Consider the following 15,687-nt stretch of genomic DNA (forward strand, 5'->3'; position numbering starts at 1 on the left):
TTGTCTGGGCTGTGGCCGGTCGCCAGGCAGCGCAATCGAGCTCCGCGCGGCATCCCAGTATATGTTGCGGCGTTCCGAGCGATTCGCCGGAGATGCGAAGATTGCGGGATGACCGAACGTCTCACGGTGTGCATCGTCACGTATGGGCGTCCGGAGTTCCTGCGACGATGCCTTGGCGGGCTCCGTGCCCTCCAAGGTCCCCCGCCCGAGGTCGTGGTCGTCGATGCCTCTCGGGCCTCAGCGCAGCTCGATGCGGAGGCGAGTTACCCGGGCGTGCACTATGTGCACGCCCCGGCGCTCGCCGGGTGGATGACGAAGGCGCGCAACGAAGCGCTCCGCTGGGCACGCGGCGAGGTCATCGCGTTCATCGACGACGATGTCGTGGTGCGACCACTCTGGGCGCAGGCCCTCGTCGCCGCCTTTGCGGACCCGGCCGTCTCCGCCGTCGGTGGACGCACCTGCAACGGCATCGCCGGTGAGGAGCACTACTCGAAGCCGATCGGCATCCTTCGGGCGGACGGCACCCTCACCGACGGATTCGCGGCATCGCCCGGAAATCCCGTCCGCATCGACCACGGCATCGGCGCGAACATGACGTTCCGCCGCAGCGTACTTGCCGAGCTCGGCGGGTTCCGCGACGACTACCCTGGCACCGCGCTTCGCGAAGACACCGACATCTTCCTTCGAGTACGTGCGATCGGCGGCATGGCACTGTTCGTTCCCGATGCCGTCGTCGATCATCGCCCTGCACCGCACGTGCATGGTGCGCGATTCGACACCCGCTACAAGCTGTACGGCAGGCGAAATCACGTCGTGCTACTCGCCCGCGATCAGGGGCTGGGATCGCCGATGCTCCGCCGCTGGATCAGACTGCAGTTCCATGGCGTCGGATCTGCACGCGGAGTCGGCGCTCGGGCCCGACGACTCATTGTCACTGTGTTGGGTATCGCATGGGGGTTGGGGGCGTCCGCCCGTCTGGCTCAATGGCGACCGACACCCGCCCAGAGAGTGGGTCCGAAGGGCGCACAACTCCGTCGGATACTCTCAGCTCCGCGCCTCGCTCCGACGGACTCCTCCCCCCCTCAGGGAAAGCCCACGTTCGCACTGGTCATTCCAACGTACCAGCGCGGCGATCTCCTCCGCGAGGCCGTCGACAGCGCGCTCGCTCAGACTCGCCCGTTCGACCAGATTATCGTCGTCGCCGATGGACTCGATGATCCGGCGGTATCGGTGTTGGCCGGCCTTCCTGTGGAGGTGGTCAGCATCCCGCGAGGTCGGGAGTCGGTCGCAAGGAACACCGGTGTCGGCCATGCACGCACCAGCTGGGTGTGCTTCCTCGATGACGATGATCTGCTGCATCCAGGATACCTCGAGCGCATCAATGCCGAACTCGAGTCGAGTCCCGACGTCCGGGCGCTCAACGCGAACTTCTGGAGCTTCAGCTCGTCGGTCGGCCCGGCGACCGACTTCGAAGCCACGAGCTACCAGGAATGCATGGAACGTTCCGCGGGGAAGCCACCCAAGAATCCACGAGAATACATGTATATCGAGGGTCGCAGCTTCGACCTGCTCCTAGAACGAATGCGTGGTGCGATGACCACCACGGCGGTGGAGCGCGGACTGCTCATCGCTGCGGGCGGCTTCCCGGTGGAGCACGGTCCAGCGGCCGATTGGGCCATGTACCTCAACGTCGCTCGGCTCGCCGAGTGGCGCTTCCTCGGTGAGCCGCTCGCATTCTCCCGCGACCATCCCGACACTGTGACCCGCACGAGCCCTTCACTCGTCGGCATCACTGCACTCCGAGTCATCCACGATGCCTGGCAGCCATCGACTCTCCCGACACCGCCGCACCGGCCTCTCGACGCGTATCGTTCCGATTACCGTCGGGTGCTCGCGTGGGTGTTCGCCTCATGCTGGCGAACGCGTGAATTCGACATATTCCGCGAAGCCCTCGGCATCTCCCGACAGATCCTCACACGGCGCCGTGACATCCTCTTCGCAGCGCGACCACTGTGGTTGAGGCGTGCGTACTGGGCCCGGCGCTGGCATGCACGATCCTGAACAACGCCCAGCGCGTGCCGTATACGTCGTCTTGACTCACACTGGCTGGGCGCAGGTACGACGGCTTGCGGGCGCGATCTTGCGGTCGAGCCCGCACGCGCGAGTGCTCATCGCGCACGATTCGCGGCGCGAGGAGTTCCCGGCCGTCGACGATGACGAGCGCATCGTCGTGTTCAACCATGGTTTCGCCAGCGACTGGGGGTCTTGGCAGCTGGTCGAAGCGACGCTCGCAGCCTTTGCCCGAGCACGCGAACTGTTCGATCCGGAGATCGTCACCCTGATCACCGGTGCCGACTACCCGGTGCGGCCACTTTCGCAATGGGAGCAGGAGGCGGTCGAGGCGGAGAGCTGGATCGGCACGGCGACACCGCTCGAGTACACGCCGCGATGGGGCCGCACTCGTGGCGCCGGCGACGATCGCTATACGCGGTACTCGCTGAAGTGGTATCGCTCGCCCTGGGCGGATCAGCTCGGCAAGGCGCCGCGATGGTGGGTGCGCCTTCGCACCGCGGCGGCGCTCAGGCTCGAACCGGTCTTCGGGGTACGCCGCGTATCCCGGGGGCGCGGGTTGTACTACGGTTTCGCGCGCGTTCCCCAGTTCTTCGGGTCCGATCGGCCCTGCTACTTCGGCGGTCAGACCCTCGCGGTCCGCCGCACTGAGCTCGATCTGCTGCTCGACGAGGACTTCGCGGCTGGCTCACCGCTGCGGCGCGCGTACCGTCGTGCTGTGATCCCAGATGAGTCGGCGCTGCAGACCGCACTCGCTTGGCGTGCAGCACCCTCGTCTCTACCGCCAGTCAGCTTCGTCCAGTGGGACGACGCAGTCGACCAATGCGTGGTCTGGAGGCTCCACGACCTCGGCGCGATCCGCAGTTCGGGCTCGCCGTTCTGCCGGAAGGTCGATCCCGCACTGAGCGCCGAACTGCTCGACCGCCTCGATGGCCTGATCTGACGCCTGCATCATCTGACGTTCAGGATGCACGGCTGTCAGTCGAGTTTGCCAAGCTCGACCAGGTGCGCGAACTCCGCGCTCGCCGCCCGGACTTCTTCGAACGTCCCCTGGGCCTCGATCCGCCCGTCTTTGAGAAAGACGATCGTGTCGACGTGGCGGATCGTCGAAAGCCTGTGCGCGACAATCAGAATCGTCATCGTGCCGCCCAGGCTGGCGAGGGTCTCGGAGATCTCGTGCTCGGTGGCGTTGTCGAGGGCGGAGGTCGCCTCATCGAGCACGAGAATATCGGGCGAGCGATAAAGCGCCCGGGCGATGCCGAGTCGTTGTCGCTGGCCGCCGGAGAGGCGCACCCCTCGCTCTCCGACGACGGTGTCGAGGCCGTCGGGCAGTGCGGCGACGGTGTCATCGAGCTTCGCCATCTCGAGCGCGAGGCGAACGCGAGCGAGGTCGATGCGCGAACGGTCGATCTCGAACGCGACATTGGTGGCGAGAGTTTCGTTGAACAGGAAGACGTCTTGTGGCACCACGCCGAGGCATGCGTACCACGCAGCACGATCGTCGGAGATCGACCGGCCGCCACATGAGATCGACCCGCGCGTCGGGTCGAGGAGCCCGAGCACGAGGTCGATCAGGGTGCTCTTGCCCGCCCCGCTCGAACCGACGAACGCCACGGTCGAATGGTGCGGGATCCGCAACGACAGCCCGTCGAGCACCGGAGTGTCAGCGTCGGGGTAGCTGAAGCTGAGGTCGTCGATGACGAGATCGCCCGCATACGCCGTCCCGTCGCGAGGCTGCTCCTCGTGACTCGCCTCGCTTTCGAGCGAGTCGGCAGCTTCGAGGAAGATCCTTAGACCTGCCTGGCCGGTACGAAGGGTGGCGACGTTCGACGACATCCTCGTGAGCGTGGGAAGGGCCCGCAGCGATGCGGCGGCGAACACACCGAGGACCACGAGCGCCTCAGCGGCCGTGCCGGTCGTGAAGAGGTACGCCGAGATCACGGCGATCGCCAAGACGAAGCCGATCTCGAGCGAATACCTCGGGATGTCCGAGATGATTCCGATGTCACGACCGATACGAGCGCCGCGCAGTCGCGCGTCTCGGTAGCCACGTACGAAGTCTTCGCCACGTGAGCTGAGCCGGGCTTCGCGAAACCCGTCGAGGCTCGGCAACAGGTACTGCCAGACCTCCAGACTCACCGTCGCGGCCGCCTCGCCCAGGCGCACCTGCCTGCGACGCAGCAGTCGCTGCAGCCCGAGAACGAAGATACCGAAGACGAGCACGGTGATGATCGTGACGAACGGCGAGGTGACGGCGAGCACTGCGGTGAGCGCGATGAGCACGAAGAAATCCGTGCCGATGCTCACAGTGGCGAGCAACACCGAGGTCGACTGCGACACGGCCTCGTTCACGCTGCGGTAGATCTCGCGCAGTCGCCGGGTGCGATGCGATGCATACGGGGCGAGCACATAGCCGCGCAACAGGGCAGCCGCAGAGTCCGCCGAGACCCGAGTTGTGCGGCCGAGCAGCCACCACCTGAACCCGATCGACGCGAGGCTCTTGAGCACGAACAGCACCGCCACCAACGCCGCGACAACCGGTATCAGCGCGGTGCGTTCGTCGGTACCGAATGTGTCTGCGATCACTGCCAGGGCGCCGGTGTCGGTGTCCGCGCCGCCGATCAGTTGCGTTAGCGGCACCATCGCGGCGACGCCGAGCGTGTCGAGCGCGGCCAAGATCAGCGAGATGACGATGGTCGACGTGACCCACGCACCGGGTCGGGCCCCCGCGATCTTGAGTAGACGACGCAGTTGATCGACGAGCCCGTCTCGACGTGCCGGTGTTGCCATCGTCTCCTCATCGCTGCGGTCAATCCCTCGCGGCCTCGCCAGAGCAGCCTACCGTCTCTGCACGGCAGGCCTTACGCGAGCTCGAGCGCCTCGCGCAGCCGTTCCCAGGCCCAGCCCCAGTCGTGCGCTTCCACCCATTCGCGCCCGGCCCGACCGAGCGCGGCCGCCGTCTGCGGTTCGTCGAGCAGTCGACGCAGTGCGGCCTCGAGCGCCTTGACGTCATCGGAGGGCACAAGCAGCCCGCCTGGGCCGAGCGCCTCCGGTATGCCGCCAAGCCGGCTGGCGATGACGGGGATGCCGGTCGCGAGCCCTTCGCCGACGGTTAGCCCACTCGCCTCGGTCCAACGCGACGGCACGCAGAGCACATCAGCCGTACGTAACAAGTCGGGCAGCGTCGCCCGATCGACGAAAGGGCTGAAAGTCACGCTCGGCGCCGCCTGCGCTGCGAGTGCCCGGAGCTCGCGCTCGTATGCGGTGAGAGGGGCAGTGGGGTCGAATCCAGCACTCCCCACGACGACGACCTCGATCTCGTGCGCGTCGAATGCCGCCGCAGCGCGCAACAGGGTGTCGGCGCCTTTCTGTCGCACGACCCGCCCTGCGAACATCACCCGCATAGGTTCGCCCGAAGTCCGCGGCGGCCGCACAGCCGGTGTGAAGCGGGCCGTGTCGACGGCGTTTCCGACGGTGAAGACCTTGTCCCGGTTCCTCGGCCCGAGGATCGAACGTGTTCGATCAGCCGAATCCTTGCTGACGCAGATGATCGCGTCCGCGGGGGCGAGAAGCCGGTTGACCTCGCTCCGTGCGTAGGTGCGAAACAGCTCGTTGTGCGCATAGAGGACTACCCGATGCTCGGTGCCGCGCAGCAGCCAAGGCATCAGCGGCGCGTTGTGCGCCAACACGATCGCGGGCGGGCGGGCGCGAATCGCATCGGCGAGCGGGCGGAAGTACGCGGATGCGGCGGGACGGGCGATGGCCAACCGGCCGAGCGTCGGATCGAGATAGCGGCGCGCCCTCGCGGACACGCGGCGCCCGTCGTACTCGATGATGTCGGCATCGTCGTAGCGCGGCCGATACGTCGACCGCTCCACGACGACGGAATGCCGCGCGTCGCCGCGCAGCACGGCCGCAGACGCAAGCCCGTGCACGACGGTGGGGATCGCCGATCCGGTTCGGGGCGAGAAGTGATCCCACGGCGTGATCGTGTGGATCACTCGTTCATTTCCTCGTGGCACTTCGGCGCCCATGCGCGCCATCGTATCGAGAGCGGACCCTGCCAGAATCAATCCATGACCGAACTCGTCGCACTCGGCACTCGGGTGCCACTCCTCGTCGAGGCAATCGACGAGGCGATGCTGCGAGACCTGCTCGACCCATGGCGCGACGCCGACGCTCCCGACGCATCTATGCCGGCGGCCGACCCGGTCCAGCTCGGCACGGTTACTGCTGAGACGTTCGACAGGGATGCCTCCCGGCTGACCACACTCGTCACCCTCGCCGGGCTGGGTCGCCTGCGCGGCTTGCGGCTGCTGCTGCACGCCGGGGGCGTGGCCGACGCAGACGGGCGGGTGCATGTGTACGTAGGCCCCTCGGGCAGTGGCAAGACGACGGCCTCGCGGGCCCTTGGCGCTCGGCGCGGCTACGTCAGCGACGAATCGATCGCGATCGACGAAGGCGGATGCATCGCGCCCTACCGCAAGCCACTGTCGGTCATCGTGGACGGCTCGCACCACAAACAGCAGTGGGCACCGTCCGCGCTCGGACTCCGGCCGCTGCCCGACGCTCCGCTCGTGCTCGGCAGCCTTCTGCTGCTCGACCGGCACCCGCCCGCTGGCGACGGCGATGTGCCACCGGCATCCGTCACCGCGGTGCCGCTCTGCGAGGCGCTTCTCGAGCTCGCCTCGCAGTCGAGCTATCTCACGGAGATGCACGAGCCGCTGCAATCAGTGGCCCGGCTCGTCGATCGCATCGGGCCAGTGCAGCGAGTCAGTTACACCGAAGCTCGCACCTTGCCCGATGCGATCGACCAACTGAATTCCTCGGCGCACCCCGAACCGAAACCGTGGCGAAGCGTGCTGCCGACTGCGCGTGCCGCGAACGCTTACTTCGCGCCGGTCGAGGTGTGCGATGCGATCGAGAGCGAAGGCTCCGCGTGCGTGTTGTTGCCCTCGGGAGTACTGCAGCTGCTCGCTGGCGTCGGGCCGACGCTCTGGCGAGCCGTCTGCGCGGGCCTAGACCTGGACGCCATCATCGTCGAGGTCGAACGCGAACACGGTACGCCGCCCGACGGCACTCTGCACGAGCGGGTGCTGCAGGAACTCGCCGAGATGCAGCGAGCTGGCCTCATCGCTCCTACCGCCGTTGCGGACCGTATCAAGACCCCATGACCGGCAACTCCAAGCTCGAGAACAGGCGACCCGGCACCCGCCCGCTCTGGCGGCGCGCACTCTCATCCCCGTGGGCGCACCTCGTCGCCGCAATCCTCGTCGTCGCGCTCGTACAGGCACTGTTCGTCAAGGTCTACCAGGTGCCGTCCGGGTCGATGCAACCGACGCTCGAGCCCGGCGATCGCGTGCTCGTTAACAAGCTCGCGTACCTCGGGGATGAGCCGGAACACGGCGATGTCATCGTGTTCGACCGACCCGAATCCTGGGGGCCCAGTAATGAACGGCCGTGGTGGCGCACGATGATCGGCTGGTTCGGCGACGTGGTCGGCTTCGGGCCGAACAATCACAACGCCCTGACGAAACGGGTCATCGGCACCCCTGGCGACGCAGTCGCGTGCTGCGACGCCGAGGGCCGACTGACGGTGAACGGCGAACCGATCGAGGAGCCATACATCTTCAACGATCTGCTGTTCGAGTCAGGCGAACTCGACTGCTCGACTGACCCCGTCGCCGCGCGCTGCTTCCGCGAGATTGTGCTCAGCGGCGACGAGTATCTCGTCATGGGCGACCATCGGTCGAACTCGGCTGACTCGGTCATGGGATGCCGCGGGGCTGCCGCGGCCGACGGCTGCGCACGAATCGTGACCGCAGACGACATCGTCGGTGAGGTGTTCCTCGTCTTCTGGCCGCTCAACGGTTGGGGGCGCACCCTGTCGATTGATCTGTCGTAGCCGGGCCGCACCCGGTGTGAACACCGCGACGCGGTGCTCACCGCCGAGGTGGTCGGTAGGATCGTATGGTGCCGACTTCCCTCATCGCAGCCCCTGCGCTGATCATCGCCGGAGTGTTGGTGGCAAGCGCTGTCGGGAAGCTCCGCCACCCCGACGATCTCGCCGGCTGGGCGGAGTTGGGGGTGCCGGCCGCCTTCCGGCGCATCTGGCTACTCCGCCTGCACCCATGGGGTGAACTCGCCCTCGGACTGGGGCTGGCGGTGCTCGGTGGCGTACTCGGTCTGCTCGCGGCGCTCGTCGCCGTTGCGTTGATGGCCGCCTACACGCTGCTCGTGTGGCGGGTACGTGCAAAGGCGCGTGCGTCCGGCTCGGATGCCAGTTGCGCGTGTTTCGGTGCGCCGACACCGGTGACCGGCGTCACCGTACTCCGCAACAGCTGGCTGCTGCTCGTCGCCGCGGTTGCGGCATCCACGATCTGGGCGACGCCGCTCCTCGGCGGCCCGCTCGCCGCCCTCGGCCCTGACTGGGGCTGGCTCGTCGCACTCGCTGCAGCTGCTTTCACGGCGGCCGTCGTCGTCTGGCCTCCGCAGGCAGCCGCACGCGAAGCACCCGTCCCGATCGCCGCATCCCAGAGCGTAGACGACGACCTCGACTATGTGCGCACGCGAACCCCCGCGGTGCCGGTGACCCTCGGTGACGGGCGCACGGCGAACCTGCGGACGCTGTCGATGCAGCGACCCACGCTGCTGCTCGCGGTGTCGGAGGTCTGCGGGTCATGCCTCTCCGTCATCGAGCGGGTGCCGACGTGGCGCGCCCTGTTGCCCGAGATTGACGTGCGGCTGCTGGTCTCGATCGCTCCGTCCGAGAGCCGGCTCACCGAAGCCGCGTATCCCGAGTCCCTGCACGACACCGAGGGCTATGTGCGCGGGTCGATCACAGAGTGGCCGACGCCGACCGCGGTGCTGCTTGGTGCCGACGGCCTGCTCGCGGGTGGGCCCGAGTCGGGTTCGGCCGCCATCGACTCGTTCATCGGCGACGTCTACGAGAGCCTGCACGGCGAGAGGCCCCCCACCGACCGACCGCCCGAAAGATGAGCTACCGACTCGCTACCGGTGTGGGCCTCGAGGAGAGCGAAGGCTCCATCTACCTCGCGCCGTTGCCTGGTGGGCCGATTCTCGTGCTCGAGGGCGTGGCGGCACTGATCTTCACAGAGGCGACGACAGGCGACCCCGAGCACCTCGCGGAGCGTATTCTCGAGCAGGTCCACGGGCCGCCTGATGAGATCGCGGCACACGTCGCTGCGTTTATCGACGACCTCGTCGCGCGAGGACTCCTGATCGAGGGCTCGGCCTGATGGCCACGAGCATGAATAAGGGCGCTTGGCGCGACCGGCTGGCCGATTGGTGGGCGGGTGCCTGGCGATGGGCACTCCTCGCTGTGGGCACGGTGCTCGCGACGTACTTCCTCCTCGACCGCGCCGGTAAGGGCGCGCTGGTCACCGGCATCGTCCTTGCAGCGCTCGTGGTCGGCGCGGTGCTCACGATGTCGAAGCCGCTCGCGATCGCGTTGATGGCGATGCCGGCACTCTTCGTCGCCCAGCGTGCGGGCATCGGCGGCGCCGACGTGTCGGCATCTGATGTTGCGCTCGCCGCAGCGTTCGGAACTGCGGTGCTGCTCGGAAGCCGGCCCTACAGCCGCGAACTGCGGGCGATGCTCTGGTTCAACTTCGGATACCAGTTCGCGACGCTGATCACGGTCATCGTCAACCCGTTCGCGCAGAACACGATCGAGTGGTTCCACGCCTGGCTGCTCATCTCTGGCGCCCTCATCGTCGGGTGGGCGATCGGGCGCGGGGGCTATGCGAGATGGGCATTCACCGCGATGCTGATCACGGGTTGCGTGCTCGCGGCCGGCACTGTGGTCTCGGGCGTTCTCCAGTACGCAGGTGGCAACCTCGGCCCGGTCTATCCTTGGATCCCGTTGCCGATGCACAAGAACTTCGTCGGCACGGCGCTCGCATTCGTCGCGCTGATCGCCTACGTGAACCCACCTTGGGCCGAGCTCTCACAGCGCTGGACCCGCCCTGCGCTGTGGCTGCTGCTGATCGCGATCGTCATGAGTCAATCGCGTCAGGCTTGGATCGGCCTCGTCGTATCGGTACTCGTGATCGCGGTGCGCCGAGGTGGTCAGTCGAAGCTGATCCTGCTGCTCGTGATACCCGCGGTCTGGCTCACCGTGTCGATGGTGCTTGAGCAGCTCGATTCGCAGAATCGGCACAATTCCACGTTCCAGCGGCTCGAGTGGTTCCGCGAGGTCTACGCGTATTGGAAGCATGCGCCGATCTTCGGCCACGGACTGCGCTTCTGGTACGTCGACGACACAGTGCCGTATCAGCCGCCCCAGGCCGAGCTCGAAGTGGTCGCCTCGGCTGGACTCTTCGGGCTCGCAGCGTTCTTCATTATGTGGGTGGGGTTCGTGATGGTGCTCAGGCGAATTGACAAGGTGTACGGGACCCTCGCCCTCGCGGTGATTCTGAGCCGCATCGTGCAGGCGCAGTTCGACCTGTTTTGGGCAGGGGTGCAGACCTCCGTGCCTTTCGTGATCGCAGGCATCTGTCTCGGGGCCTTGGCCCTGCAACGTTCGACGGATGCGTCGGGCACGAGGGAACCCGGATCAGCCGCGTCACCCGGTCCACCGGGACTTTCACGTGCTCTGCCCTACGATAGAGCGGTCGGCCGTGCGGCCGGCGAACGCTGAGAACCAGGGGTGCACATGGAGCTACGCGACTACCTTCGCGGATTGCGCCGCCACTGGCTCGCGATCACCCTGATGACACTGATCGGGGTCGGCACCGCATACGGCTGGTCGCTCCTGCAGACCCCCGTCTACGAGGCGACCGCAAGCGGTCTCGTGCAGGCGAAGACGGCGTATGAGAACGGGCAACTCTTCAGCGATGACAGCTCTGCCCGTGTGAAAGTGCCGACCCTACTCGAGATGGCGGGGTGGGAAGAGGTCGCTGAGCGCGCGATCGACGAACTGGGGCTCACAGCGAGCCCCGAGTCGGTCGCCGCGCGGATCACGGTCGAGAACCCACAGGGCACCTCCATCATCAGGTTCACCGCAAGAGCGAATACTCCGCAGGACGCTGCGGCCCTGGCCCAAGCATGGATCGGCGCGCTGGCGGCTACCAACGCAGTCGTCGACGGTAAAGACTCCCCCACCCAGATCAGCATCTACTCCGCCGCCGCAGCCACTGTGCCGAGCACGCCGGTCTTTCCCGACACTCGCACCGCCCTCATTGTCGGTGGCGTGCTCGGCCTCGGTGCCGGCGTCGCGTTCGCTCTGATCCGTACCGCATCCGATCGGCGAGTCAGGGCGACCGACGACGTCGAGGCGAAACTGCAGGTCCCGGTAATGGGCACGATTCCCGCCTCTGCTGCGCTCACCGGCACGAGCAAGTTGCTGACCGGCGCTGCCGACGACCGCACCTTCCCGGTCGCCGAAGCCCTGCGCTCGCTTCGCACCAATCTGCGCTTCATGGATGTCGACAACCCGCCGCGGAAGATCGTCGTCACCAGTCCGTTGCCTGGCGATGGCAAGTCGACAGTCGCCTGCAATCTCGCACTGACGCTCGCTCGTAGTGGCGAAGCGGTCGTCCTCATCGACGGCGACCTCCGCCGCCCCACTGTGGCAATCAACCTGGGCTTACCGGGGGGCGCCGGTCTCAGTGATGTGCTGACTGGCCGTGCGCCTGTCGTCGACGTGCTCCAGCGCACGCCGCACGACGCGCACCTGCTGGTGCTCGCGGCGGGGACCATTCCACCGAACCCGAGTGAGGTGCTCGGATCCGTTCGCATGCGACAACTGCTCGACGACCTCGCGAAGCACGCCACTCTCATCATCGATGCGCCACCGCTGCTCGCTGTGACCGATAGTGCTGTGCTCACACAGCAGGCCGATGGGGCGCTCCTCGTCGTCGGCGTCGGCAAGACCAATTACGACTTCGTCGAGAAGTCGCTCGACGCACTGCGGAAGGTCAACGGCCGCGCACTGGGGCTCGTGCTCAACAAGGTGCCAGCGAAGGGCGGGGATGCATCGCCCTACGCTGCGGCCGCGTATGCGCAGGGGTACTCGGAGGGCAAGGGCAGCAAGCGGTCGGCAGCTCGCAGTACGAGGTCCCCCACTCCCGAGTCAGCCTGAACCATGTCGGCGTCGCGCTGGACCGTGGCGGAGTGCCCGGCATGAGCGGGCACGGTGGTGACCTGAGCGTGACCGTGCCACCCGTCGTGCGACTCCACCTCGGACGCGCCGCCGTTCAGACCGTCGCTGATCGTTCGCACATCGACCTGCTGCACATCAAAGGTGACGCCGTTGAGCCGGCAGTGCGCCCGATCGCATCGCCCGGATCGGATGTCGACGTCATGGTTCATCCGGCAGAGGTCGCAGCCCTGGACGCTGAGCTCCGAAGGCTGGGGTGGCGCGTTTACAGCACTTTCACGAGCGGGTCGCCATTCGGCCACGCCCAGACCTACCTGCACGATATGTGGGGCTTTCTCGATCTGCACCGTTGCTTTCCGGGCATCGGCCTCGAACCGGGGCAGGCATTCGGTCGACTTTGGGCCACCCGGCGCACGATCGTTGTTGCGGGCGTGACCTGCCCCGTACCGAGCATCCCCGATCAGGCAGTGATCCTGATCCTGAACGCGGCCCGCGCGCGTCGCTCGATCGAGCTCATCGAGTCTTGGGACGGCCTCCCACCGGAGTTCCGCCGCCAGATCGAGCGTGAAGTCGACGCGCTGGGCGCCCACCTGGCCTTCGATGCGGCGTTCGGCCGTCTCGATGCGTATCGTCAAGCTCGCGAGTACCGCCTCTGGAAGGCGGTCACTCAAGGTGGCGGTCGTGTCGAGGAGTGGTGGGGGCGCCTGCTCGCGGCTCCGACACTTGCTGCTCGCGTCGGAGTTGTCTTGCGCGCACCGTTGGTGAATCACGCCCACCTCGAACATCGGCTTGGCCGCCAGCCGACCCGCCGCGATGTCGTCCGAGAGTTCTTCGATCGCCCGCTGCGAGGGCTCCGTGAGCTGGTACGCCGACGCCGACCCTGAACCATCCCCCCGATTGGGGGGCTAATCGGGTAAACCGTGGCATTGCGCATCTGCGGCGATGCGATACTCTTCTAGAGTTTCCCGCGATCCATACGAGCCCCATCACACAGCCCAAAGGATAATGAGGCCATGGCCGACATCGAACGAACTGAGCACGCTGGCGTAAGCCGTCGCACCGTCACCAAGGCCATGGCGTGGGCGGTCCCCGCCGTGGCCGTCGCCACAACGGCACCCCTTGCCGCAGCGAGCTGCATCCCCGAACTCACCATGAGCGACCGCAGCTGCAAGTGCCCAGGACAGAGCACCGGCGACCCCTTCACCTTCAACATCGAACTCTGTGCCGGTGGCATCAGCTGCCCGGACAGCTCGCTGAGCATCAACGTCACCAAGATCGTCAAGCGCAACAGCGGCGACATCCTGTGGCAGGGCTCGCAAGACATCGCGACTGGCGACTGCGCTGTGTTCACCGGTGCCTCGACCGACAGCGGCACCTGGATCGACGTCACCTACTCCATCGGTGACGTCGCGCAGCCCCTGCTGGGACTCCAGTCCCCGCCCGACTGCGACAAGGTCGAGGACCCGATCCAGGTGTGCGCCGACTAGCTCGAAGCTGCAAGGCTCAACGCCAAATGGTGGGGTTCACCTCAACGGTGAGCCCCACCAATTGCTTTCTCGCACGACGCGTCACCCCACACGACCGGCCTCGCCCAGCGCCTCCAGCAGTCGGCCGCGATGAGCCTCTGCCGAGAACTGCTCGGCCCACCGCACGCACTCCGCGCGACCAAGCGATCGGGCGCGAGTCACGGCCGTAGCTAGAGCCTCGACATCATTCGAGACGTCGGACGCCGCGTAGAACCCGTTCACACCGGGCATCACCGTCTCGAGGTACCCGCCGGCGGCGATCGTCGCAGCGGGCGTTCCCTCGAGCGCGGCCTCGATGACCGTGAGTCCGAAGTCCTCGCGGCCGGCGCCGAGCACGACTGCCGCCGTGCGATAGACCCAGCAGAGCTCCTCGTCGGTCACCCGTCCGAGTCCATAGACGCCCGATGACCGCTCGGTGAGCACCTCGGACCCGGCGCCGACAACCACGATCGAAAGCCCCGCCGCCCGCGCCGCCTCGACGGCGAGCGCGACGTTCTTGTAGCCGCGGTCACGCGCGACGACTACGGCGAACTCCTCGGGCAGCGCACGCTGCGGCGCGATGGCGACCTCCGCGACCGGTTCGACCGGCGGATGCACGACGATCGAGTCGAGCTCATAGGCATCCCGAATGCGCTGCTGCGTCACCGCCGAGTTGGCGACGATCGCACTGGCGCGGGCCATCGCCTCGCGGTCGCCGCGGCGCAGCAGCGGCGTGCTGGCGGTGAGCCCGGCCCGCCGCACCCGACTGAGCCGCAGGCGATAGTCGTCGGCGGCGTAGAGCCAGCGCGCGGGCGTGTGCACGTAGACCACATGCGGCATCTCGTAGCGGAAGCGGTGCGCCCAGCCGCTGCTCGACGCGAGCGCGACGTCGCCGCCGCGCACCGTCGTGCGGCCGGCGATCGCCGGCAACGCCGGCAGCAGGCGTTCCACGTGGCCGGCGAACGCCGGCGGAAGCGACGCCTTCACCTCGAGCGAGGCGAACACCTCGAAGGTCGACTCGGGCCGGTACGCGAGGGTGGTGATGCTGCGTGCGCCGAACCCGGACGCCCAGGTCGCGACGACCCGCTCGGCACCGCCCGTCTGCACGAGGTAGTCGTGAGCGAGGACGATCTCTGTCACAGGCAACCCTTCACCCGCCCGCCGAGCCGGCCTCGGTCACGCCGACATCCGTGCGGTGGAAGTTCTGGAACGATCGCGACGCCGTCGGCCCGCGCTGGCCCTGGTAGCGGTTCGCGTACTCGGCCGAGCCGTAGGGGCGCTCGCTCGGCGACGAGAGGCGGAAGAAGCACATCTGGCCGATCTTCATGCCCGGCCAGAGCTTGATGGGCAGGGTCGCGACGTTCGACAGCTCGAGCGTCACGTGGCCGGTGAATCCGGGGTCGATGAAGCCGGCGGTCGAGTGCGTGAGGAGGCCGAGGCGTCCTAGCGAGCTCTTGCCCTCGAGCCGCGCGGCGATGTCATCGGGCAGGGTGACGGCCTCGTACGTCGACGCGAGCACGAACTCGCCCGGGTGCAGGATGAACGGCTCGTCGGGCCGCACGTCGATGAGGTGCGTGAGTTCGGGCTGGTCCTCGGCGGGGTCGATGAACGGGTACTTGTGGTTGTCGAACAGCCGGAAGTACCGGTCGAGGCGCACGTCGATACTGCTCGGCTGGATCATCGCCGGCTCGTACGGATCAAGCCGGATGCGCTCGCGATCGAGTTCGGCCCGGATGTCGCGATCGGAGAGCAGCACGGAGTCAGCCTACCGACCCGTGGCGTCGGGTCGCTTCGCGCCCGGCGGTCGGGTAGCGGATGGTACGGAGACACTTGCTACGATGGTCAACGCTGCATCCCACGGATGTCGCGCGCCGATGTAGTTCAATGGTAGAACTTCTGCTTCCCAAGCAGACAGCGCGGGTTCGATTCCCGTCATCGGCTCTGATCAGGAGTTTTACAGATCGCTCCATCCCGCTGAAGCCCACTGCG

The 15,687-nt window shown here is 67.1% G+C and carries 14 protein-coding genes and 1 tRNA gene; 11 read left to right on the plus strand and 4 right to left on the minus strand.

Annotated elements, in window-relative coordinates; genetic code table 11:
* The first annotated feature begins 108 nt into the window (after positions 1 to 108).
* On the plus strand, positions 109 to 2,061 hold the full coding sequence (locus tag EZM51_RS07990) for a glycosyltransferase (protein ID WP_136707701.1): 1,953 nt from the start codon (positions 109 to 111) through the stop codon (positions 2,059 to 2,061).
* 103 nt (positions 2,062 to 2,164) lie between these two features.
* On the plus strand, positions 2,165 to 3,013 hold the full coding sequence (locus tag EZM51_RS07995; protein ID WP_136707702.1) for a hypothetical protein: 849 nt from the start codon (positions 2,165 to 2,167) through the stop codon (positions 3,011 to 3,013).
* A 35-nt stretch (positions 3,014 to 3,048) separates the two neighbouring features.
* On the opposite strand, the gene EZM51_RS08000 is transcribed toward EZM51_RS07995, so the two are convergent.
* Positions 3,049 to 4,746, minus strand: a complete 1,698-nt coding sequence (locus EZM51_RS08000; protein ID WP_169053831.1) for an ABC transporter ATP-binding protein — start codon at positions 4,744 to 4,746, stop codon at positions 3,049 to 3,051.
* A 185-nt stretch (positions 4,747 to 4,931) separates the two neighbouring features.
* Positions 4,932 to 6,104 (minus strand): glycosyltransferase family 4 protein, encoded by a 1,173-nt coding sequence (locus tag EZM51_RS08005; RefSeq protein WP_169053832.1) that lies wholly within the window; start codon positions 6,102 to 6,104, stop codon positions 4,932 to 4,934.
* Between the two features lie 42 nt (positions 6,105 to 6,146).
* Between EZM51_RS08005 and EZM51_RS20515 the strand changes: the two genes are divergently transcribed.
* The 8 genes from EZM51_RS20515 to EZM51_RS08040 all read left to right on the plus strand — a co-directional run bounded on the left by EZM51_RS20515 (position 6,147) and on the right by EZM51_RS08040 (position 13,680).
* Entirely contained in the window at positions 6,147 to 7,244 is a 1,098-nt protein-coding gene (locus EZM51_RS20515; protein ID WP_169053833.1) for a hypothetical protein, read from the plus strand.
* The gene (lepB, locus tag EZM51_RS08010; RefSeq protein ID WP_136707705.1) at positions 7,241 to 7,975 is read left to right on the plus strand and encodes a signal peptidase I; all 735 of its coding nucleotides are present in this window, start codon (positions 7,241 to 7,243) and stop codon (positions 7,973 to 7,975) included. The genes EZM51_RS20515 and lepB overlap by 4 nt, the downstream gene beginning before the upstream one ends.
* 65 nt (positions 7,976 to 8,040) lie before the next feature.
* Positions 8,041 to 9,069, plus strand: coding sequence for a MauE/DoxX family redox-associated membrane protein (locus EZM51_RS08015; protein ID WP_349236060.1), 1,029 nt, complete (start codon positions 8,041 to 8,043; stop codon positions 9,067 to 9,069).
* The gene (locus tag EZM51_RS08020; protein WP_136707707.1) at positions 9,066 to 9,329 is read left to right on the plus strand and encodes a PqqD family protein; all 264 of its coding nucleotides are present in this window, start codon (positions 9,066 to 9,068) and stop codon (positions 9,327 to 9,329) included. The genes EZM51_RS08015 and EZM51_RS08020 overlap by 4 nt, the downstream gene beginning before the upstream one ends.
* Positions 9,329 to 10,732 (plus strand): O-antigen ligase family protein, encoded by a 1,404-nt coding sequence (locus EZM51_RS08025; protein WP_136707708.1) that lies wholly within the window; start codon positions 9,329 to 9,331, stop codon positions 10,730 to 10,732. The genes EZM51_RS08020 and EZM51_RS08025 overlap by 1 nt, the downstream gene beginning before the upstream one ends.
* A gap of 15 nt (positions 10,733 to 10,747) precedes the next feature.
* Entirely contained in the window at positions 10,748 to 12,175 is a 1,428-nt protein-coding gene (locus EZM51_RS08030; RefSeq protein ID WP_136707709.1) for a polysaccharide biosynthesis tyrosine autokinase, read from the plus strand.
* Positions 12,176 to 12,207: 32 nt separating this feature from the next.
* Entirely contained in the window at positions 12,208 to 13,077 is an 870-nt protein-coding gene (locus EZM51_RS08035; RefSeq protein WP_136707710.1) for a nucleotidyltransferase family protein, read from the plus strand.
* A gap of 129 nt (positions 13,078 to 13,206) precedes the next feature.
* A complete protein-coding gene (locus EZM51_RS08040) occupies positions 13,207 to 13,680 on the plus strand; it encodes a hypothetical protein (RefSeq protein ID WP_136707711.1) in 474 nt (157 codons plus the stop codon).
* An 81-nt stretch (positions 13,681 to 13,761) separates the two neighbouring features.
* On the opposite strand, the gene EZM51_RS08045 is transcribed toward EZM51_RS08040, so the two are convergent.
* Positions 13,762 to 14,838: a glycosyltransferase gene (locus tag EZM51_RS08045; RefSeq protein WP_169053834.1), complete on the minus strand. Its 1,077-nt coding sequence runs from the start codon at positions 14,836 to 14,838 to the stop codon at positions 13,762 to 13,764.
* 10 nt (positions 14,839 to 14,848) lie between these two features.
* Positions 14,849 to 15,454, minus strand: coding sequence for a dCTP deaminase (gene dcd, locus EZM51_RS08050; protein ID WP_136707713.1), 606 nt, complete (start codon positions 15,452 to 15,454; stop codon positions 14,849 to 14,851).
* A gap of 114 nt (positions 15,455 to 15,568) precedes the next feature.
* Here dcd and EZM51_RS08055 point away from each other — a divergent pair.
* A tRNA-Gly gene (locus EZM51_RS08055) sits at positions 15,569 to 15,639 on the plus strand.
* The last annotated feature ends 48 nt before the right edge of the window (positions 15,640 to 15,687 follow it).

It is taken from the genome of Agromyces sp. H66, from assembly GCF_004959775.1.
Taxonomy (GTDB): domain Bacteria; phylum Actinomycetota; class Actinomycetes; order Actinomycetales; family Microbacteriaceae; genus Agromyces.

Coding starts and splice junctions, on each gene's coding strand:
- EZM51_RS07990 (WP_136707701.1), top strand. CDS start 109: ATGACCGAACGTCTCACGGTGTGCATCGTCACGTATGGGCGTCCGGAG.
- EZM51_RS08020 (WP_136707707.1), top strand. CDS start 9,066: ATGAGCTACCGACTCGCTACCGGTGTGGGCCTCGAGGAGAGCGAAGGC.
- EZM51_RS08030 (WP_136707709.1), top strand. CDS start 10,748: ATGGAGCTACGCGACTACCTTCGCGGATTGCGCCGCCACTGGCTCGCG.
- EZM51_RS08025 (WP_136707708.1), top strand. CDS start 9,329: ATGGCCACGAGCATGAATAAGGGCGCTTGGCGCGACCGGCTGGCCGAT.
- EZM51_RS08040 (WP_136707711.1), top strand. CDS start 13,207: ATGGCCGACATCGAACGAACTGAGCACGCTGGCGTAAGCCGTCGCACC.
- EZM51_RS08005 (WP_169053832.1), bottom strand. CDS start 6,104: ATGGGCGCCGAAGTGCCACGAGGAAATGAACGAGTGATCCACACGATC.
- EZM51_RS08015 (WP_349236060.1), top strand. CDS start 8,041: ATGGTGCCGACTTCCCTCATCGCAGCCCCTGCGCTGATCATCGCCGGA.
- EZM51_RS20515 (WP_169053833.1), top strand. CDS start 6,147: ATGACCGAACTCGTCGCACTCGGCACTCGGGTGCCACTCCTCGTCGAG.
- lepB (WP_136707705.1), top strand. CDS start 7,241: ATGACCGGCAACTCCAAGCTCGAGAACAGGCGACCCGGCACCCGCCCG.